The organism is Methyloprofundus sp. (genome assembly GCF_965251085.1).
Taxonomy (GTDB): Bacteria; Pseudomonadota; Gammaproteobacteria; order Methylococcales; family Methylomonadaceae; genus Methyloprofundus.
Map to the genome: position 1 here is coordinate 743,967 of NZ_OZ252594.1, position 20,444 is coordinate 764,410.

A 20,444-nucleotide genomic window follows, 5' to 3' on the forward strand; every position below is an offset into this window, starting at 1 on the left:
GTTATACAGCGGAATTCTTAAATTATATGGATACTTCACAGTTAATTGAAAAATATCGTAAACCAGTCCTGATTGCGGTGGGCCTATTGTTGTTTTATACATTAGCTGGTTTTGTTTTGTTACCTAAGTTTATGCAAAGCAAACTGCCTGAATTAATAGAGACAGAAACGGGGCGTAAAGCATCACTTGAATTGGTTGAATTTAATCCTTTTTCTCTGGAATTAAGTCTGCAAGGCTTTGTCATGCAAGAGCAAGATTTACAGACTTTTGTATCATTTAAAGAATTTTTTACAAATGTTCAGGTCTGGTCGAGTATTAGACATATGACTTTGGTGTTAGAAGATTTAAAATTAGTAGATCCGTTTGTACGCATAGAAACATTAAAAGATGAGCAATATAATTTTAGTGATTTACTCAGCGGTGAGGCGGAGGAAGAGCAAACGCAAGAAGAGTCCGAGGGCATTTTCCCTATCATCATTAATAATATAGACCTTATTAATGGCGAATTGCAAGCGGTTGATGCATTAAAAAATGAACCGGTTCATAAGGTAGTCAAAAATATTACCTTGCATCTGGAAAATTTTACGACTCTGGTAGATAAAGGTGCAGAATTAGGCTTTTCCATGGCCCTAAATGGAGGAACCCGGTTAAATTGGAGTGGAAATTTCGGCGTTAACCCTATCCAGTCTCAAGGTGAAATTAATGTAGAAGGGCTAAAGTTTAATGATGTATGGAGCTTGTTTCTGCAAGATTTAGTGCACTTCAAATGGATAGCTGGAACCCAGGTCATAGGCTTTAAATATGACCTTTCCTATCCCGATGATGAGCTGATTTTTAAATTAACGGAAGGGAATTTAGTGACCGAGGGTCTGACATTTATCGGTGAGGAAAATACGCAGGAGTTTTTAACTATTCCTCGTTTATCGGTAGAAGGCCTAAGCCTAGACCTTAATAGACAAACCATTGATATCCAAAAAATTGAATCCACAGAGGTAGATTTACAATTCTGGTTTGAAGCTTCTGGTCAACTTAATTATCAGACAGTTTTTGCAACTGAAGCAGGTACAGAGCCGGAAAGCGGGCAACAAGCGCAACAGGAACAGGTGTTACCCTGGAATATTAATATTCAGGACATAGGATTGAATGGCACAAAAATCAATCTGTCAGACACGCGCAATGCAGAGGCTGTATTACTCAATATAGGAGCTTTGGATATAGCGCTTAAGAATTATCATTTAGTGACTGATAAAGAAGTACAGCTGACGGCAAACCAGGGTGTTATAAATCTGCAGAACCTGGTTTTATCGACTGAGAAAGATGCTGAGCTGGTAAAAATTCCTGGTATCAAAGCAAGTGAACTTGATATTAACTTGCAGGATAGAAAAATTAAAATTCAAGCGATTAATACAAGTGATGCGCTGATCAAATTATGGCTGGCAAAAAACGGCCAACTTAATTATCAAAATTTATTTACCCGGAATGCTGAGAAAACCACACAACAGCCTGTTGAATCTACAACAAGTGATGCGCAGGAAAAGCCGTGGTTAATAGAGCTGGGTGAATTTAAAATTGAAAATTATGCCCTACAGTTTAAAGACTATACCCTTGCAAAGCCTGCGGCTTTGAATTTAACGAATATGAATTTCACCTTGACTGAATATAGTAACCAGCAAGGGACGCGCTTACCGGTGACCTTTAATTCGCGTTTTAATCAGCATGGCATCATTAAAATATCAGGGCACTCAATTTTAGAGCCCTTTAAAACAGATCTAGATATAGCGATAAGCAAAGTAGGAATTGATAGTTTTGAGCCTTATATAAATCAAGGTGCGAAGCTGGATATTATTGGCGGTAATTTTAATACGCAGGGTAAGCTATCTATTGCTCAAGCTAAACAAGCGGACCTGAAATTACAATACAGAGGTCAAATTGATATTAAAGCGCTGCATACCCGCGATCAGATTTTAAACCAGGATTTTCTAAAATGGCAGAAATTAACCTTGGCAGGGATAGACTTTAATTTACAGCCGGGTAATTTAAAAATCAAAACGGTTAGTTTGGATCAGCCTTATGCCAGAGTGACTATCAAGGAAGATAAGACAACTAATATTAATGATGTGCTCGTAGACGATAAACCTACCAAGCAAAGCAAGGCTGCGAAAAAAGTTAATTCGTCCAAAAAAGCGGCAAGTCCTTTTGTTTATAAAATTGATAAAATTACTATTAAAAAAGGAGCATCAGATTTTTCTGACTACTCACTTATATTACCTTTTGTCGTACATTTAAATGATTTAAAAGGGCAAATAGATAGCATTTCATCAAACCAGAAAACTAAAACCAAAGTTGATCTAAAAGGTAAAGCTTTTGATTTATCGCCTGTTGCTATACAGGGTGATTTCAATTCCAGCCTAGATGATCTGGATATTGCCTTGCACTTTAAAAGCTTTCCTTTACCTTTCATCTCGCCTTATATGGTTGAATTTTCCGGTGATAAGATAGAAAAAGGTAAAATGTCGCTGGATTTAAGGTATCAGGTAACCGATAAGCAATTATCTGCGACTAATGAATTAGTCATCGATCAATTCGAGTTAGGTGAAAAGGTGGATAATCCAGATGCGGTTAAACTGCCTTTGCGTTTGGCGTCTGTGTTGCTAAAAGATAAAGACGGTAGGATCAGTATCAATATGCCGGTAAAAGGCAGTATGGATGATCCTGAGTTTAGTCTGGGGGGATTGATACTGGATGTTTTTATTAATCTACTAACTAAAGTGGCTGCATCTCCTTTTACGGCGATTGGTTCTTTTTTAAATAGTGATGCTGATTTTAGTGTAGTGACATTTGCCGAAGGTAATGCTGAAATCAATGCCGAGCAGGGTAAAAAATTAGATGAGTTAGCTACGGCTCTAGTGCAGAAAAAGGATCTAAGTCTTGAAGTAAAGGGAATGGCATATACCAATCAGGACTGGCCCGCGATGAACCAGGCTGCCTTAAGGGATAAGCTAAAAAAGATATACTCGGATGAATTAAAAAAAGCGGGTAAAACAAAACGGGCCGAATATATAGAATTATCTGAGGATGAATATCAGCGCTTGCTTGCTGATTTATATATCAAGACATTTCCTGAGTTGGCTGACCGTTCTATCTTTGGTACGCCTAGGTTAACTTATCCCGATATGGGCGAATTTTATACGGTTGCTAATAATATGTTAACCGCGATGATTGCCCCCGATGAAAATAAGCTGAATATTCTGGCATTGACACGAGCTAGAAATATTGCTAGATATATGGTCAAGAATGGTGGAGTCGAGCAGCCACGAATTTTTATACTCGATGGTAAAGTGGTGTCTGATGCTGAGAATAATCAGTTAAATACCGAGTTGGCATTAACAGTGCAGTAAGGAGCGAGAAGGAAGGCGTCACTACCTAATATAATAATTTGCGTAACGAATTCAGACAAGCTGAGTAGTTACAGCAAAATAAACGCTGTAGGATGGGCAAAGGGCTTCATCCGTGCCCATCAACGAAAACATGATGGGCACGTCGTACCTCCTTTGCCCATCTACAAAACGCTTGTTCTATCATGATATTTATTATCAAATACCTGCTTCTCTGGTGCCTAGCTGGAAATATACAATCTAATTTCGTAACTATCAGATAAGCTGAGTAGTTACTAATTTGCTATCTTATTACATTACAACTACGGGTTGGAGGTTGGCGCAGTTTACTATTGATTTGCCAGACCGTGCTTTTGTATACGATACAAGAGGGTATCTCGTGATAATCCCAGTAAACGTGCAGATTTAGCACGATTTCCATTCGTTCTTATGAGTGCCTGGTGGATAAGGTCGGCTTCCAGCTTATTGAGATTAATTCCGGCATCAGGCAAAGCAAAATCCTGGTTATCTGAGCTGGTCGTTTTAGTCGCAAAGAAGTCATGAGGAAAATTTTCAGCTTCTATGAGCTGACCAGATAAAAGTACTGACGTGCGTTCGCACAAATTTCGTAATTCGCGTACATTACCAGGCCAATCATAATTTTGCAGAATTTTAATGGCTTGTTTGCTAAATTTTGGGGCTGTTCTAGAATGTTGTTTAGAAAAAATCTCATTAAAGTGTTTCAGTAAATGTTCTATGTCTTCAATTCTTTCTTTTAACGCCGGTATTTCTAAAGGGATGACATTCAGTCGAAAGTACAAATCCTCCCTGAACCTTCCTGCATCAATCTGTTTTTGTAGATCGCTATTGGTCGCTGAAATAATGCGCACATCTACCATATAAGGAACTGTATCGCCAACGGCTAGACATTCACCATTTTCTAAAAAACGTAATAATTTTGCCTGAATGTTGATGGGTAGAGAGTTGATCTCATCAAGAAATAAAGTCCCGCCGTCTGCTGCCTGAAAGATTCCTTTTTTATCGGCAACTGCGCCGGTAAATGAGCCTTTTCTATGGCCAAATAATTCGGACTCTATAAGTGACTCGGGCAAAGCTGCGCAGTTTAAGGTGATAAAGGGCTTGTCAGCTCGATGACTGTCGTTTTGAATGGCTCCTGCCAGTATTTCTTTCCCTGTCCCTGTTCCGCCTTTGATCAGGACTGTGACGTCCGTTGCGGCGACCATACGTGCGCTACGTAGCACATTATCAAACACCGGGTTGTGGGTGATGATATTTTTAAAATGACTCATAAACTAATAATTGCGACCAGAACTAAGAGCATACCGATAACTTGTTTAGTTGTTTGCATACTAGACAAACGGGTAATAAATGAACTAACCATGCCTAACCCCATAACAGCAGGTAAGGTGCCTAATCCGAAGGTAAGCATGGAAAGCATACTGAGGGTGATGTCGCCGGTAGTGGCAGCCAGAGCGAGTGCTGTATAAACTAGTCCACAAGGAATCCAGCCCCAGACCATACCAAACAGAAAAGCCTGTTTTAAGGTGGTGACAGGAATTAGCTTGCGGCCATAAGGTTCGATAGTTTTCCAGAAATACGAACCGGTTTTTTCTATATAGGCAAAGCTTGGAAACCATCCTGCTATATAGAAACCAGCGCCGGTAATAATAAGTGCTGATATGATCTGTAAAAATCTATGGCCATGTTCCGCTCCTAAAGGCAGCGTGAGCACTGATTCAATCAAGCCTATAATTAATCCCGCCAACATATAACTGAATATACGCCCAAAATTATAGCTAAAAATAAAGGTGAGCATTTTTGATTTATCTTTGCGTATTTCTGGTTTTAAACTATAGGATAATGTGCCAATAATAGAGCCACACATAGACACGCAGTGCAGACTACTGAATAGGCCTATAAAAAAGGCAATAAAAACGGGTGAGCTTATTACTTGATTGAATTCCATAATCGCTATAATAACATAAGGCATTTAATGTAAGGTAGGTGCTATTATAATATAATTATTAATAAGTTATATGCCATATCAGCCGTGTTATATAGCATAGATAAATTATTATTTAATCGAATTTCACCAGACTCATCAAAATAACCGTTATATTTTATGATTTTTCTAGGTTTAAGGTATCTCTCAACGCAATGGAGTTAAAGCAAATGCAAAACAAGAAACGTATTTTAATTGTCGGTGGTGTAGCAGGAGGGGCTTCTTGCGCAGCACGATTGAGGCGTTTATGCGAAAGTTGTGAAATAGTGTTATTTGATAAAGGCGAACATGTTTCCTTTGCTAATTGCGGCTTGCCCTATTTTGTAGGGAATGTGATTAAGGAAGAAGAAAAATTATTGGTTGCTAAACCGCACGTATTTAATGACCGGTTTAATATCCAGGTGCATACCCAACATGAAGTAACCTCCATCGATAGAATTAATAAAACGATTAGCGTTACCAACCTGCTTGATGGAGTTGCGCGTACAGAATCCTACGATGCTCTGGTTTTAGCAACCGGGGCTAAGGCTATAAAGCCGCCATTGGTGGGCATAGACTCACCAAATATTTATAGCTTGCGCACCATCCCAGATAGTCGTAAATTAAAAGCCGCTGCTGCCAAAGCAAAACGTGCAGTTATTATAGGCGGCGGATTTATCGGCCTGGAAATGGCTGAGAATCTGGCGCATCTGGGATTGGATGTCACGATTATAGAAATGGCCACACAAGTCATGCCACCTCTGGATACAGATATGGCCAGTTATGTTAAACATTGTCTGGAAAATAACAATATTACACTGCAACTGGGTCAGGCAGTTGAATCTTTTAAACAGACAGAGAATGGACTGGAAGTTAATTATTCAAATGGTCATATTGAAACCGATATGGTTTTATTAGCCATAGGCGTACTCCCTGAATCATCATTAGCACAGCAGGCAGAATTACAACTTAGCGAGCGTGCTGCGATTCAGGTGAATGCGCAAATGCAGACCAGTGATGCATCAATCTGGGCAGTGGGAGATGTAGTAGAAGTTCAGGACCTGGTGACGCAACAGCGGTTTTCATTACCCCTGGCGGGACCGGCGAATCGGCAGGGGCGTATTTGTGCGGGAGCAATATTACAATCGTTTGATCCGAAATTAGAGCGAAACATGCGTTTTAAAGGGGTTTTGGGTACTGCTGTATGTCAGATATTCGATCATACAATCGCCATGACCGGGGCTAGCGAAAAAACTCTGCAACGCGCGGGTATCAGTGATTACCAAGCAATTTATTTGCATCCGGGAAATCATGTAGGCTATTTCCCTGGCGCACATCCTATTCATATTAAGTTAATCTATGCTAAAGCGGATGGCAAAATTCTTGGAGTACAGGCTTTTGGTCATGAAGGTGTGGCCAGACGTGTCGATGTAATTTCCATGGCCATGCAATTAAACGGCACAGTGTATGATCTGGAAGAAAGCGAGTTATGTTATGCACCGCAGTTTGGCGCTGCTAAAGACCCGATTAATATGGCTGGCATGATTGCCGGAAATAATTTGCGCGATGATTTGCCTTTGGCTGATTGGACGCAATTAAAGTCTAGTGATCAGCAGATCATTGATGTGCGCAGTCCTGCTGAATTTAGTACGAACCACATTGAAGGTGCAATCAATATTCCACTAGAAGAAATGCGCAAGCGTATAGGTGAGTTGAGTGCTGATAAAGAGGTCTGGCTGATTTGTGGTGTGGGTCAGCGTGCTTATTATGCTTATAGACTGTTATTTCAATCAGGGTATAAAGCCAGAATTCTTTCCGGAGGTATGCAAACCTATCAGGCAAAGTACCAGGTGTAATGGTTGTAAGTTTTAGAGGATCAGAACACCTGATCCCAGCCTAATAAAATCAAAAGCATAGCAATTCATCAAAGGTAATAAGGTGAGACTAAAATAGGTAGGATGCTGCTGAGGAACGAAGCGCATTATTCGCGATAGATGCGCTTCGTTCCTCAGCAGCATCCTACGAGCCGTAATAAGTATCCTATTGTTTTCAGAGAGATCAGGTTATCTGAGGTTAAGCGGACATTTTTTGAAAGTGTTATATTAATTTAATATCTTGCACTATAAATTCGCGTTCAACTTATTTTTCTAGATTAAACCAACTTTTTCAGAATAATCCTGAATTATTTCTGCACTCAACCAAAATCAATATGCAACATAAACTTGATCATTTACAGTTTGATAACCGTTTCGTCGATGAACTTCCCGCTGATAAAACCACCGGAGAACATCCTCGACAAGTAGAGGATGCCTGTTATTCTGCAGTGATACCTACTCCAGTATGCGGACCTCAATTAGTTGCATATTCGAAAGAAGTAGCGGCATTATTTGATTTATCCGAAGCTGAATGCCAGAGCGATTATTTCACTCAGGTTTTTTCTGGTAACCAGTTAACAATCGGCATGCAACCCTATGCCATGTGTTATGGCGGGCATCAGTTTGGGCACTGGGCTGGGCAACTGGGTGATGGCCGAGCGATTAATTTAGGCGAAGTGCGCAATCAAAAAGGTGAGCGCTGGGCTATGCAGTTAAAGGGTGCCGGGCTAACCCCATATTCACGTACAGCGGATGGATTGGCGGTTTTACGTTCTTCGGTACGTGAATTTTTATGTAGTGAAGCGATGTACCATTTAGGTGTGCCCACGACGCGCGCGTTGAGCCTGGTAACTACGGGCGAACAGGTGGTGCGGGATATGTTCTATAGTGGTAATCCACAATTGGAAAAAGGTGCGGTCGTTTGCCGGGTTGCGCCTTCTTTTATCCGTTTTGGTAGTTTTGAAATTCATGCCGCGCGGCAAAATGTTGCTTTATTACGTGAACTTGTTGATTACACCATCCGCACGGATTTTCCCCATCTGGGTGAACCCAGCGTAGCGACATATCAGAACTGGTTTAATGAAGTGTGTGCCAAGACAGCTGAAATGATAGTACATTGGCAACGCGTAGGCTTTGTGCATGGGGTGATGAATACCGACAATATGTCGATTCTAGGCTTAACCATCGATTATGGCCCTTATGGCTGGCTAGAGAATTATGATCCTGATTGGACGCCGAACACCACCGATAGGGAGCAGCGGCGTTACCGTTTTGGTAATCAGCCGCAGATTGCTGCATGGAATTTAAACCAGCTAGCAAATGCCATATACCCTTTGATAGAACAAGTTGAGCCACTACAAAATGCGCTCAATCTGTATAGCAAAAATTTTGTAGATTCTTACCAGAATATGCTCAATGAAAAGTTAGGCATACTGGTGTTTGAGCCAGAGACAGATAAAAAGCTTCAGGATGATCTATTAAAGATATTAGTGTTAACAGAAACCGATATGACAATTTTTTATCGGAAACTGGCGAATATTTCTACAGAAATAGCCTTAAGCGATGAGCAGTTAATCGCCGAATTGCTAGAAGCTTATTATAAGCCTGAGCAATTAAGCGCAGGGATTAAAACACAAATAATAAAGTGGTTACGCGAATATATTGCCAGAGTACAACAAGATAAAACGGATGATGTGCGTAGAAAGGAAGCAATGAACGCTATCAATCCTAAGTACGTGTTGAGAAATTATTTAGCCCAGTTAGCCATAGATAAAGCAGAGCAGGGCGATAATAGTATGGTGAATGAATTGCTGGAGGTACTACGCCATCCCTATGATGAACTACCTGAATACCAGACCTGGGCAGAAAAACGACCGGATTGGGCTCGAACTAAAGCGGGTTGTTCGATGTTGTCTTGTAGTTCTTGACAACTAAAATCTTGTTTTTACCATGAAGATAATGAAGGCCATGAAGAAGTGTGTTGATTGTGTATTTAAGGATTATTCCCTTCATGATCTTCTTGTCCTTCATGGTAAATAAAATGATGAGTAAATTATCAGGGCGAACAAATAATTAGAATGTCAGAAACTTATATGCAAACTGCTCAAGGACAATTTCAATTACAACGTTTCCCGTTGGAAAAAAACAATAAACTCCGAGCCTGGGATGCGGCGGATGAGTATTTACTATCTGATGTTGCACCCAAATTAGAGTTAGTTGAAAATCCGCGTGTGTTGATAATTAATGATAGTTTCGGTGCTTTAGCTGTTGCTTTACATTCGGTTCGACCGAGTTGCGTATCAGATTCATTTATCGCGCAGAAATCTACCATTGAAAATCTGACATTAAACGAGTTAGCTGAGGATTCGGTGCAACTATTTAACAGCTTGCAAATACCTGCCGGGAAATTCGATTTTATTCTGATTAAAGCACCGAAAACATTAGCGTATTTTGACGATCTATTGATCCGCTTACAGGATAGTTTTACATCGGATACCCAGCTTATAGTTGCAGGTATGGTCAAAAACTTATCCGCTTCGATCTGGCAAACAGTTGAACGACTGGTGGGTGAAACGGTACCCTCAAAAGCGGTTAAAAAAGCGCGCCTAATCTATGCACAAGCTGATCAACAGCGACCGGTTACAGAAAACCCCTATCCTGTAGAGTATCAACTGGAAAACACTGATTTTCAGATTAGCAATCATGCCAATGTTTTTTCGCATAAAAACCTGGATATAGGCACTCGCTTTTTTCTGCAGCATTTACCGGAAGGAAATCAATACCAGCAAGTAATCGATCTAGGCTGTGGAAATGGTGTGGTTGGACTGATTTTTGCAAATAATAATCCTGCTGCGCAGCTACATTTTATTGATGAATCATTTATGGCTGTGGCTTCGGCCCGGCAGAATTTCGAGTGTGCCTTTAACGGTCGTAAAGCGACATTTACAGCAACAGATGCATTAATCGACTTTGCGCCAGATTCAGTTGATCTCGTGTTATGCAACCCACCTTTCCACCAGCAAGCAGCGATAGGTAGCCATATTGCCATGCGCATGTTTCAACAGGCAAAACAGGTGCTGCGTTCAGGCGGTGAACTCTGGGTTATTGGCAACCGTCATCTGGGATACCAGTCAAGTTTGAAAAAGTATTTTTCTAAGGTCGAGCTTGTCGCATCCAATACGAAATTTATTATCGTTAAAGCTGCAAATTAAGAAAATGTTCTGTGCGCAGATTAAGCAAGCTCTGACGGGTAACTAGAATGCAGTGTATTAAAGTTCCAGCCTTAGTAGAAGAGAATATTAAAAAATCACGTTTTATAGGCTTAATTTACCCCTGTAGTGGTGAAGCAGATGCGGTCGCATATTTAAAGGCTTTACGATCGGAGCATGCATCTGCGAACCATATCGCATTTGCCTATCGTATTAAAACAGAGAAAGGTCTCGTTTGCCGTTTTCACGACGCAGGAGAACCATCAGGAACCGCCGGTAAACCCATATTTAAATACATAGAAGGGCATGATTTGATCAATGTTCTATGCGTAGTCGTACTGTTACTTTGGCGGGGTCAAATTAGGAGCAGGAGGCCTAACGCGCGCCTATGGAAATACAGCAAAGCAAGCCATTGAAGCTGCAGACGTTTTTGAATATATAGAACTAATCAAATTGACATTTGTCCTGGAATATAATCAGCTACAATTATTCGAATATACTTTGAAAAAATTCTCAGGAAAAATTATTAGCAAGAAATTTACCGAACACGTTAGGTTGATTGCACAGTTACCTGAAATTCAAAGTAATGAATTTTTGCAGATATTTCCAAGCGAGAAAATTAATAAAGAATAAAATCAAAGAGAGTGTTTGACATGCCTTTAACCTAGAAAAATCAGTTGAGCGTGAATTATAGTGCAAGATCAGAGCTCCTGATCTCGACATAAAGAAATCAAAAGCTTACCGTTTTCACAAGATAATTAGATGATACTAAAGTGGGTAGGTTGGTGCTGAGTATACGAAGCCCAACATGGTATTGCACAGTGATTGTTGGGCTTCGCAAGCTCAGCGCCAACCTACATATCAATCATTGGCATCTAGTTATTATCCTAGAGTTCAGGTGGTCTGAAGATATTGAATTAATATAATACTTTCAAACAATCTTAGATTCACCCGTAGGTTAATCGGGAGTTTATAATTATTTCTTTAGCAGCAATCTATAAAAATTACCGCGCCAAAAGGCGCGGCATTAATAACACTTAATTAATACGCGTTGCGATAATACCACCCGCAGTGGCTTTAACTGCGCAGAATTTAAATTCTGGAATCTTGGCGGAAGGATCTAATGCTTCATTGGTTATTAAATTGGCACTGGCTTCGTTATAACAGAAAGCCATAAATAGACTACCTTTCTGGATGCCTATATCGGCACGTGCATAAGCTGCAATTTTTCCGCGTCTGGATTCAATCGTAAGAATGTCACCGGCTTCGATACCTAGTTTTTGTATGTCTTCCGGATGAACCATAATCACCGGATCTGGCTCAATGGCATCTAGAGTTGGGGAGTGGCGAGTCATGCTACCAGTATGCCAATGTTCAAGTTGACGACCGGTGATAAAAATTAACGGATATTCTTCATCTGGCATTTCGTCCGCATGAATATACGATGCAGGCACAAACCGGCCTCTTCCTGATTCTGTTGGGAAGCCGTCAGTAAAAATAATCGGTTCACCTGGGTCGCCAACATTTTCCAGTGGGTAGGTTAATGAATCTTCCTTTTCTAATCTATCCCAGGTCATTCCGGCAATACTGCCCATCGCTTGACGCATTTCATTAAACACATCTTCCGGGCCTTGATAAGTCCAACCACAACCCAGGCGATTAGCGATTTCCTGTAGAATCCATAAGTCCTGTTTTGCATCGCCTGGTGGATTAACAGCCTGGCGACCCATTTGCACTCGTCGGTCAGTATTAGAGAAAGTCCCATCTTTTTCGTAGAAAGCAGAGGCTGGCAGAATAACATCAGCAAAGCCTGCAGTTTCAGTTAAGAAAATATCCTGAACAACTAAGTGCTCCAGATAAGCGAATGCTTCACGTACATGATTCTGATTAGGGTCTGACATGGCCGGGTTTTCACCTTCGACAAACATACCAAATATATTATCATCTAAAATCGCATGAATCATTTCCACGGTAGTTAAACCGGGTTGTGGGTCTAATTTGGTATCCCAGAGTTTTTCATATTTAGCTTGATTGGCAGGATCATTCACAGGCTCGTAATCCGGGTAAACCATAGGAATCAAACCTACATCAGATGCGCCCTGTACATTGTTTTGTCCCCTTAGTGGGTGCAAGCCTGTACCTGGTCTACCAATTTGACCGGTCATTAACGCTAGAGCAATTAAGCAGCGTGAATTATCGGTACCATGGATATGTTGTGAAATACCCATACCCCATAAAATCATCGAGCTTTTTGACGATGCATAGAGTCGTGCTACTTCACGCAAAGTATCGGCATCAATGCCACAAATAGGCGCTACTTTTTCTGGACTATATTCTTTTAAATGCGCCTGCATAAACTCAAAATCTTCGGTATACTTTTTGATGTATTCATCATTTTGCAAACCTTCATCAAGAATAACGTGCATAAGGCCGTTAAGTAGAGCGACATCAGTATCGGGTCGGAACTGTAGGACATGCGATGCATATTTTGCTATCGCCGTACGATTCGGATCGATCAAGATGATCTTGGTGCCGGTTTTGGTCGCATTTTTCATAAAGGTTGCGCCAACAGGGTGGTTTACTGTCGGGTTTGAGCCAATGATAATAACGACGTCAGCTAGTTTTACATCTTCAACCGGATTGGAAACCGCACCTGAGCCTAAACACTCTAATAAGGCAACAACAGAAGAAGCATGGCATAAGCGCGTACAGTGATCGACATTGTTTGACCCAAACCCGGTTCTAACCAGCTTCTGAAACAAATAAGCTTCTTCATTACTACCTTTGGCTGAACCTAAGCCGGCTAATGCTTTTTTGCCTTTCTCATCGCGAATCTTTTTCAGACCACCTGCTGCAAAGTCCAGTGCTTCATCCCAGCTCGCTTCACGGAATACCTTATCCAGATCGTTAGGATCTAATAGTTCCGCAGTTTTTGCGACACCTTCGCGTCTGATTAAAGGTTTGGTTAAACGTAGTGGGTTGTGAATATAGTTGAAACCGTAACGTCCCTTGACACACAGACGATATTTATTAGTATCGCCATCACGGCCTTCGGTGTACAGGATTTTGTCGTCCTTGACATGATACTTGATTAGGCAACCAACACCACAATAAGGACAGGTGGAGTTAACGGTTTTATCTGCTACTTGCAGACCGACATTATTCGCGGGCATTAACGCCCCGGTTGGACAGGCTTGTACACATTCACCACAAGCAACACAGCTACTGGCAGCCATAGGGTCGGCAATATCAAATACAATCTCGGCATGCGCTCCTCGGTTAGCGAAACCGATAACATCGTTCATTTGCTCTTCACGGCAAGCGCGTAAACAGCGTGTACACTGAATACAGGCATCCATATTTACCGCGATGGCAGGATGAGATAAATCCGCAGCAGGTTGAGCGCGTGACTCAAACCGGGGTTTACCGACCTGCAGTTTCTTAATCCACTGGTCTAATTCAGAGTTTATTGTATAAGGCGATTCACCTTGCTCAGGCATATCTGATTTAAGCAGTTCAAGCACCATTTTTTGTGATTTAACAGCACGTTCACTGCTGGTTTGCACATTCATGCCCGCTGCAGGGGAGCGGCAACAAGAAGGCGCTAAGGTTCTTTCACCTTCAATTTCAACGACGCAGGCGCGGCAGTTTCCATCAGGGCGTAGACCTTCCATGTAGCAAAGGTGGGGGATTTCTTTGTCATAACGTTTTGCAGTTTGCAGGATTGTTTCATCAGCAAAAGCAGAAACTTCTTCGCCATCAAGAGTGAAGTTGATCATGGGTTCGTTTAGTGTGTCTGGGTTAGCAGCCATAGTATTTATTCACCTGCATTTGGGTAATATTTATCGTCCAGAATCTGAGCGAGTGTCCAGGGACAAGAGCCCGGAAAAACCTGTTCTTCTATCGCCGTTTCTTGAGATACTTTGACGATAGACTTTGCGTAAGCTCTTTTCAGAATATCACCAAGTTGCGGTTTGAGACTCGGGTTTTCGTATAAGGTTTCTGAAAAATTGATACGCTGACCTTTAATGGTTAATTGCCAACTACGACCACGACGGATAGGTTGATATTGCCATTTAAGTAAGTGAACTAGCAAAACAGTTAACCGGCTATCTAATTCGCGTTTTTCAGACCGTCCCATGGTTTCGACTTCTTCTAGTAGGTTATCAATGTCCAGGTCAACAAGTTTACCTGCTTTCAGTAAAGCAGCCTGTTCTTGTGTCCAGCCATAAAAATCAGTGTCGTAATTATTCATCAGCGTACCTGATCATATTTCTTGTGGAAAGTACTTGATAGCACAACGTAATGGGTTAGGTGCAGCTTGACCCAAACCACAAATGGATGCGTCGACCATGACTGAAGATAACTCTTCGAGTAAATCTGTATCCCAGTTTTCCTGCTCCATCAGTACAGCGGCTTTTGCTGTCCCTACGCGGCAAGGTGTACATTGGCCGCAGGATTCTTCTTCAAAGAATTTCATAGCATTGATAGCGAGTTTTTTAGCACTGTCCTGATTGGAGAAGACCACAACTGCGGCCGAGCCGATAAAACAGCCATGCTCATTTAAAGTATCAAAATCCATCGGAATATCGGCCATAGATTCAGGTAATATTCCACCTGATGCACCACCGGGGAAATAACCGTAGAACTCATGGCCTTCCAACATACCACCACAGAACTCTTCAATAAGTTCACGCATAGTCGTACCGGCTGGCGCTAAATGCACACCAGGCTTGTTGATGCGCCCTGATATTGAAAATGAGCGTAAACCTTTGCGCTCATGTCGACCGTGGGAAGTAAACCATTCGGGGCCTTTTTCGATTATATCGCGTACCCAGTAAACCGACTCCATATTATGTTCCAGAGTAGGGCGACCGAATAAGCCAACTTCTGCAAGGAATGGTGGTCTTAAACGTGGCATCCCACGCTTACCTTCGATTGACTCAACCATGGCTGATTCTTCACCACAGATATAGGCACCCGCGCCGCGCCGCAAATGAATGGGCGGTAATCCCTTTGGCATGCTATTTTGTAAGTTGGCAATTTCTTGCGTCAGGATTTCACGACAACCTGCATATTCATCGCGTAGGTAAATATAAATTTCATCACAGCCTACACAAAGCGCGGCAATGAGCATTCCTTCCAGAAAACGGTGCGGGTCAGATTCCAGATAATGACGATCTTTAAAAGTCCCTGGCTCACCTTCGTCTATATTAACGGCCATTAAGCGTGGCCCAGCAAAACTGTTGACGATACGCCACTTTCTACCCGCAGGAAATCCAGCGCCGCCTAGGCCACGTAGACCTGAGTCTTCCATTTTTTTAATCACGCTTTCGTGATCGATAGAGCCGTCTAAAACGCCTTTCAGCGCTTGATAGCCTTGATCGGCTAGGTATTGCGGCATACTGATATAATCAGTAATCTCCGCTTTAATATCTTTATTATTGACTGCCGTGGTCACCCTTTCAGGTGTTGCATTATCGATGGCTTTTTGGCCAACGACAGCGACGGGGGCATGCTGACAACGACCGATGCAAGGGACTTTTTGTACTCTAACCTGCTCTGAATTTAAGCCATTAGCTAAAGCTTCGGTAAGTTCATTTGATCCTGCCATAGAGCAGGAGAGCGATTCGCAGACTCTAACCGTTAAAGCAGGTGGGGGTGTTTGACCTTCTTTGACAATATCAAAGTGATGGTAAAAAGAAGCGACTTCAAATACTTCAGCGGTGGATAGGTTCATTTCGTGTGCAAGTGCAACGAGATGCTTAGAGGATATGTGTTGATATTTATCCTGAATCTTATGCAAGTGCTCGATCAATAAATCGTGTTGGCGAGATTCATTCGCCAAGAGTGATTGAACTTGTTCTAATGCCGTAAGATCAACCGCATGACCTTTAGGGCCTTTGCGTTTTTTCTTGGTGATTTGATCCGGGCTTATGCTAATGACTGCCACTCGTGTTTCCCCCAATTCTATGCGTTATTTGAAGATAGCTATTTTATGCGCCAAAAATGTACTTTTCTATTAATCCGGCAAATTTAATCCACTTTAACAAAACTGTCATATTCTGTTCAAGTAATCTTTTCTTTAGATGTGTATCAAGATAAGTGATACTATCATTAAATTGCTAATTTGACTGCTTATTAATTCAGGAACGGATATTGAACCCCCAGCACTTATTAACCTTTGCCGTAGTCGCCAGACTAAAAAGTATCACCTTAACTGCGCAACATTTAAATATTGGACAACCAGCAGTTTCAGGCCAATTAAAATTATTGCAGACTTTTGTAGGTGAGCCATTATATGAACGCAAAGGCCATCAGATTAAATTAACAGCGGCAGGTGAGGGCTTGTTACGCTATGCTGATAAAATGGATAGCTGCTATAGCAAGGCTCTGGAGTATGTCCGTAGTCTGCAAAAAATAAGCACCGGTGTATTACGTATTGGTGCAACGATGACAATTGCCAGCTATTACCTGCCAAGATTCGTGGTTGAATTACAGACTAACTATGCAGGCGTGCAGGTCTTTATGAAAACGCTGGATACCGCAGGTACGCTGGATAATTTATATAGTCTTGATCTGGGCTTTATTGAAGGTTCATTACAAGGTGTCGAGTTACCCAGCAATTATCAGATTATCCCCTGGCAGAAAGATGAAGTCGTTCTGGTATTGCCAGAATATCATGTGTTAACCACGCAATATACGGACTTTGTCCCTTTAGAGGTGTTTACTCAGCACCAGGTGATTTGGCGCGAACAAAGTTCGGGTGGGCGGCAAGTTGTAGAGAATGCCTTAAAAGCTGCAGGTATCATTGCTCCGGTTAATATCGAAGTAACGGGTGTATCTGCGGTTAAAGAATCAGTAAGAGCAGGGCTAGGCATCGGTTTTTCTTCATCATTAGCTTTAAAGAATGAAACCAAGGGGCTGGTATCGCGCAGAATTGGACCGCAAGAGGGACTCACCTGGCAATTAAATATTATTGCACCTAAAACCTCCTTGCAGTCTCGAGCAACCAAAGCTTTTCTGAAATTATGCATGGAAGAAAGTTCGCTGTAATTTATTGCCTTTTTTATGGAGTACACGTGTGCGTTTAGTATTGCTAATCATTTTATCCTTGAGTACAGTTTCGGTTTGGGCTGCCTTTAATATTAAGCAAGTTGCTCTGGGTATCTATGTACATCAGGGGCTTATAGAATTACCCGATGTACATAATCACGATGCCATTGCCAATATAGGCTTTATTGTTGGCGAAAACTGTGTTGCTGTGATTGATAGCGGCGGTTCGCCTGCAGAAGGAGAGCAATTAAAACAGAGCATACATAAAATCACCTCAGTACCGATATGCTATGTGATTAATACTCATGTGCATCCAGATCATATCTTTGGCAATAGCGCTTTTAAAAACCTACCGAATATAAAATTTATTGGGCATAAAAAACTCGGCAGAGCCATGGCTGAACGTGGCCCTTTTTATATTGCACGTTCTAAAGAGCAGGTGGGTGTTAGCTTAACTAAAGACGATATTGTTGCCCCGACAATGACGGTTGAAAATGCACTTGAACTGGATTTAGGTGGACGTATCATCATATTGACAGCTCACCCGACTGCGCATACGGATAATGATTTAAGTGTACTGGATAAGGAAACCAATACTCTTTGGTTATCAGACTTATTTTTCATAGGTCACTTACCGGTATTAGACGGCAGTTTAAAAGGTTGGTTAGTAGAAATTAATAAATTAGAAAAACGCCAATTTGAGGTGGTTATACCAGGGCATGGCCCAATTGTGCGCGATTGGCCAGAGAGCATGCAGCCAGAAAAAAAATATCTACAATACTTGGCAACAGTGATTCGCAGTAAAATTAAGCAGGGTGTTTTTATGGAAGATGTGTTGCAAATTGTGAGTTACCCGGATAAACAGCAATGGCAGTTATTCGATGATTTCCATAAAAAAAATCTTAGTAGTGCTTATGCTGAACTAGAATGGGAAGATTAAAAGGGCGTAAGTTGCGTAAAAGTTTACGCTACCAGATAAATCTAAGGATTTTTTTATCGGCTATTTGTATTTTGTTACTAGGAGGTTCAGTTTCAATCTGGCAGGCACGCAATGCAATTAATGATGAAGTTGCCTCTTCGGTTAAGCTGGCTGTGCAGCTTATTGAATTAAGTTATGAAAATAATACGGCACGTAGTTTGAATAATAGAGCCTGGATTACCCAGTTAGGTTCCCTGAGTGCGCTGAATGCTATTCGGCATTTGAATATCCAGTTAAAAAAACGTTCAGGCAAAGTAGTTAATCTGGTAAAACAAAATTATCTGGATGAGCAACAGGAAATACCTCCGCGCTGGTTTATCAAATTAGTCGGTAGCTCGTATCCGCACACAGAATACCCGTTTATTAGCGCCGATGATCAGCAGATTATATTAACCATTCAGCCCAATCCACTGGATGAAATTACTGAAGTCTGGCGAGAAACCGTCGTTTACTTTATTTCTTTGCTGTTATTTACCTTGCTGGCATTTATTACGGTTAACCTTGCGTTTAATCGCTCGCTTAAATCGATAGAACAAATAGTTGGCGGATTAAAAGCCATAGAAAAAGGCAATTATCAATACCAGTTACCCGAATTTAATACCCTGGAATACGACAGTATTGCTAATGCGATTAATCATATGACAGCGGAATTAAGGCTCGCGCAACAGGAAAATAGTGCTTTAACAAAGCACCTGCTGGATATTCAAGATAAGGAGCGCCAGCACCTTGCGCAAGAATTACATGATGAATTAGGGCAATCGTTGACAGCCATCAAAGTCATGGCCGTGACAGCAGGGCATCCCAAGTCTGATACAGTGAAAATCACCCAATCGATAAGCGGAATCTGCGATCATTTGATACAAGTAGTACGCTCTATGATGTATCAACTGCATCCTTTGATATTGACAGAACTGGGCTTAAAAGCCGCATTAGATAATATGCTCAAGCAGTGGCAGGAGAGAAACCCGGATTTAAGCGTATCGCTCAAGTGCTCGGCTAGTATTGATACATTGCCGCAGGAAGTAACCATCCATATGTTTCGCGTGGTACAGGAATGCTTAACCAATATCGTACGTCATGCGGCAGCGCAGCATGTTTTAATCGAGCTTAATATTAAACATAAGCAAATTTATTTAGGGGTAAAGGATGACGGTCAAGGGTGTGATATGGAAAAAATTAAATCGGGGTTTGGCTTGCGCGGTATGCGTGAGCGAATAACGATGCTGGGGGGGGAGCTGAAAGTCAGCTCACAAAAACAACAAGGCATGACGATTATGGCAAGGATTCCACAATGAAGAAAATTAAAGTGATACTGGTTGATGATCATGCCGTTGTGCGTGCTGGATTTAGAATGCTTTTGGCAACCAATGATCAAGTTGAAGTCATTGCTGAGGCCGAACGTGGCGAAGAGGCGATGCAGCTATACAAAGCTAAGCAACCTGACATTATGGTAATGGATATTTCTATGCCAGGCATAGGCGGACTAGAAGCCATTCGGCGTATCTGTGCACGGGATAGTGATGCTAAAATTCTGGTTTTCAGTGTGCATAATGAGCAGGTTTTTATTAATCAGGCGATCAAGGCTGGCGCAAAAGGCTTTATTAGTAAAAATAGCGCAGCAGATATGTTGATTGATGCTATTCAGCATATTATAAAAGGCGGGACTTATATAGAAGAAGGCTTAACGCATGGCATGTCCGAGGGGAATAATGCGCCACCTGTCGATCATCAAACGATCATGGATACTTTGTCAAATCGGGAGTTTGATATCTTTTTATTACTGGCTAAAGGTAAAACCGCACATAAAATTTCCGAAGAATTGTGTCTGAGTTATAAAACCATTGCTAATTATAGTACCCAGATAAAGAAAAAATTAAACGTGGAAACAGTTGCAGAGCTGACCCATATTGCGTTATTGTCTGGCGTAGTTAATCATTAAATTCTTATATA

At 41.5% G+C, this 20,444-nt stretch carries 15 protein-coding genes; 10 read left to right on the forward strand and 5 right to left on the reverse strand.

Annotated elements, in window-relative coordinates; all coding sequences use genetic code 11:
* The first annotated feature begins 26 nt into the window (after window positions 1–26).
* Window positions 27–3,398 (forward strand): DUF748 domain-containing protein, encoded by a 3,372-nt coding sequence (locus ACQY3F_RS03600; protein WP_428353542.1) that lies wholly within the window; start codon window positions 27–29, stop codon window positions 3,396–3,398.
* Window positions 3,399–3,724: 326 nt separating this feature from the next.
* On the opposite strand, the gene ACQY3F_RS03605 is transcribed toward ACQY3F_RS03600, so the two are convergent.
* Both ACQY3F_RS03605 and ACQY3F_RS03610 read right to left on the reverse strand, forming a co-directional pair.
* Window positions 3,725–4,684 carry a sigma-54 interaction domain-containing protein gene (locus ACQY3F_RS03605; RefSeq protein WP_428353543.1) on the reverse strand — a complete coding sequence of 320 codons (960 nt, stop codon included), beginning with the start codon at window positions 4,682–4,684 and terminating at the stop codon, window positions 3,725–3,727.
* Window positions 4,681–5,385 (reverse strand): sulfite exporter TauE/SafE family protein, encoded by a 705-nt coding sequence (locus ACQY3F_RS03610; protein ID WP_428353544.1) that lies wholly within the window; start codon window positions 5,383–5,385, stop codon window positions 4,681–4,683. Before ACQY3F_RS03610 ends, ACQY3F_RS03605 begins: the two co-directional genes overlap by 4 nt.
* Window positions 5,386–5,567: 182 nt before the next feature.
* Between ACQY3F_RS03610 and ACQY3F_RS03615 the strand changes: the two genes are divergently transcribed.
* The 5 genes from ACQY3F_RS03615 (at window position 5,568) to ACQY3F_RS03635 (ending at window position 11,092) form a co-directional block, all read left to right on the forward strand.
* Window positions 5,568–7,232, forward strand: a complete 1,665-nt coding sequence (locus ACQY3F_RS03615) for an FAD-dependent oxidoreductase (RefSeq protein WP_428353546.1) — start codon at window positions 5,568–5,570, stop codon at window positions 7,230–7,232.
* 353 nt (window positions 7,233–7,585) lie between these two features.
* Window positions 7,586–9,178, forward strand: coding sequence for a protein adenylyltransferase SelO (locus tag ACQY3F_RS03620; protein WP_428353547.1), 1,593 nt, complete (start codon window positions 7,586–7,588; stop codon window positions 9,176–9,178).
* Window positions 9,179–9,328: 150 nt separating this feature from the next.
* Window positions 9,329–10,462 carry a methyltransferase gene (locus ACQY3F_RS03625; protein WP_428353549.1) on the forward strand — a complete coding sequence of 378 codons (1,134 nt, stop codon included), beginning with the start codon at window positions 9,329–9,331 and terminating at the stop codon, window positions 10,460–10,462.
* Window positions 10,463–10,509: 47 nt separating this feature from the next.
* The gene (locus ACQY3F_RS03630) at window positions 10,510–10,875 is read left to right on the forward strand and encodes a YigZ family protein (protein WP_428353551.1); all 366 of its coding nucleotides are present in this window, start codon (window positions 10,510–10,512) and stop codon (window positions 10,873–10,875) included.
* An 85-nt stretch (window positions 10,876–10,960) separates the two neighbouring features.
* On the forward strand, window positions 10,961–11,092 hold the full coding sequence (locus ACQY3F_RS03635; protein ID WP_428357597.1) for a hypothetical protein: 132 nt from the start codon (window positions 10,961–10,963) through the stop codon (window positions 11,090–11,092).
* 404 nt (window positions 11,093–11,496) lie between these two features.
* On the opposite strand, the gene fdhF is transcribed toward ACQY3F_RS03635, so the two are convergent.
* Genes fdhF through ACQY3F_RS03650 form a run of 3 tightly spaced genes read right to left on the reverse strand, consistent with a single transcriptional unit; the run spans window position 11,497 to window position 16,412 of the window.
* Window positions 11,497–14,271, reverse strand: coding sequence for a formate dehydrogenase subunit alpha (gene fdhF / locus ACQY3F_RS03640; protein WP_428353553.1), 2,775 nt, complete (start codon window positions 14,269–14,271; stop codon window positions 11,497–11,499).
* Window positions 14,272–14,276: 5 nt separating this feature from the next.
* A complete protein-coding gene (locus ACQY3F_RS03645) occupies window positions 14,277–14,714 on the reverse strand; it encodes a DUF29 domain-containing protein (RefSeq protein WP_428353554.1) in 438 nt (145 codons plus the stop codon).
* Window positions 14,715–14,726: 12 nt separating this feature from the next.
* Window positions 14,727–16,412: an NAD(P)H-dependent oxidoreductase subunit E gene (locus ACQY3F_RS03650; RefSeq protein WP_428353555.1), complete on the reverse strand. Its 1,686-nt coding sequence runs from the start codon at window positions 16,410–16,412 to the stop codon at window positions 14,727–14,729.
* A 206-nt stretch (window positions 16,413–16,618) separates the two neighbouring features.
* Here ACQY3F_RS03650 and ACQY3F_RS03655 point away from each other — a divergent pair, with 206 nt between their 5' ends.
* From ACQY3F_RS03655 to ACQY3F_RS03670, 4 genes are read left to right on the forward strand one after another with little or no spacing between them, the layout of a single operon-like run.
* Complete coding sequence (locus ACQY3F_RS03655; protein ID WP_428353556.1) at window positions 16,619–17,515, forward strand: LysR family transcriptional regulator; 897 nt, start codon at window positions 16,619–16,621, stop codon at window positions 17,513–17,515.
* 58 nt (window positions 17,516–17,573) lie between these two features.
* Window positions 17,574–18,455: a quinoprotein relay system zinc metallohydrolase 2 gene (locus ACQY3F_RS03660; protein ID WP_428353558.1), complete on the forward strand. Its 882-nt coding sequence runs from the start codon at window positions 17,574–17,576 to the stop codon at window positions 18,453–18,455.
* A complete protein-coding gene (locus ACQY3F_RS03665; protein ID WP_428353560.1) occupies window positions 18,443–19,789 on the forward strand; it encodes an ATP-binding protein in 1,347 nt (448 codons plus the stop codon). The genes ACQY3F_RS03660 and ACQY3F_RS03665 overlap by 13 nt, the downstream gene beginning before the upstream one ends.
* A complete protein-coding gene (locus tag ACQY3F_RS03670; protein WP_428353562.1) occupies window positions 19,786–20,433 on the forward strand; it encodes a response regulator in 648 nt (215 codons plus the stop codon). Before ACQY3F_RS03665 ends, ACQY3F_RS03670 begins: the two co-directional genes overlap by 4 nt.
* Window positions 20,434–20,444: the final 11 nt, after the last annotated feature.

Excerpts from the sequence above, each read along its gene's own strand:
- fdhF (WP_428353553.1), bottom strand. The coding sequence starts at position 14,271 with ATGGCTGCTAACCCAGACACACTAAACGAACCCATGATCAACTTCACT.
- ACQY3F_RS03600 (WP_428353542.1), top strand. The coding sequence starts at position 27 with ATGGATACTTCACAGTTAATTGAAAAATATCGTAAACCAGTCCTGATT.
- ACQY3F_RS03645 (WP_428353554.1), bottom strand. The coding sequence starts at position 14,714 with ATGAATAATTACGACACTGATTTTTATGGCTGGACACAAGAACAGGCT.
- ACQY3F_RS03610 (WP_428353544.1), bottom strand. The coding sequence starts at position 5,385 with ATGCCTTATGTTATTATAGCGATTATGGAATTCAATCAAGTAATAAGC.
- ACQY3F_RS03665 (WP_428353560.1), top strand. The coding sequence starts at position 18,443 with ATGGGAAGATTAAAAGGGCGTAAGTTGCGTAAAAGTTTACGCTACCAG.
- ACQY3F_RS03620 (WP_428353547.1), top strand. The coding sequence starts at position 7,586 with ATGCAACATAAACTTGATCATTTACAGTTTGATAACCGTTTCGTCGAT.
- ACQY3F_RS03605 (WP_428353543.1), bottom strand. The coding sequence starts at position 4,684 with ATGAGTCATTTTAAAAATATCATCACCCACAACCCGGTGTTTGATAAT.
- ACQY3F_RS03625 (WP_428353549.1), top strand. The coding sequence starts at position 9,329 with ATGTCAGAAACTTATATGCAAACTGCTCAAGGACAATTTCAATTACAA.
- ACQY3F_RS03615 (WP_428353546.1), top strand. The coding sequence starts at position 5,568 with ATGCAAAACAAGAAACGTATTTTAATTGTCGGTGGTGTAGCAGGAGGG.
- ACQY3F_RS03670 (WP_428353562.1), top strand. The coding sequence starts at position 19,786 with ATGAAGAAAATTAAAGTGATACTGGTTGATGATCATGCCGTTGTGCGT.
- ACQY3F_RS03630 (WP_428353551.1), top strand. The coding sequence starts at position 10,510 with ATGCAGTGTATTAAAGTTCCAGCCTTAGTAGAAGAGAATATTAAAAAA.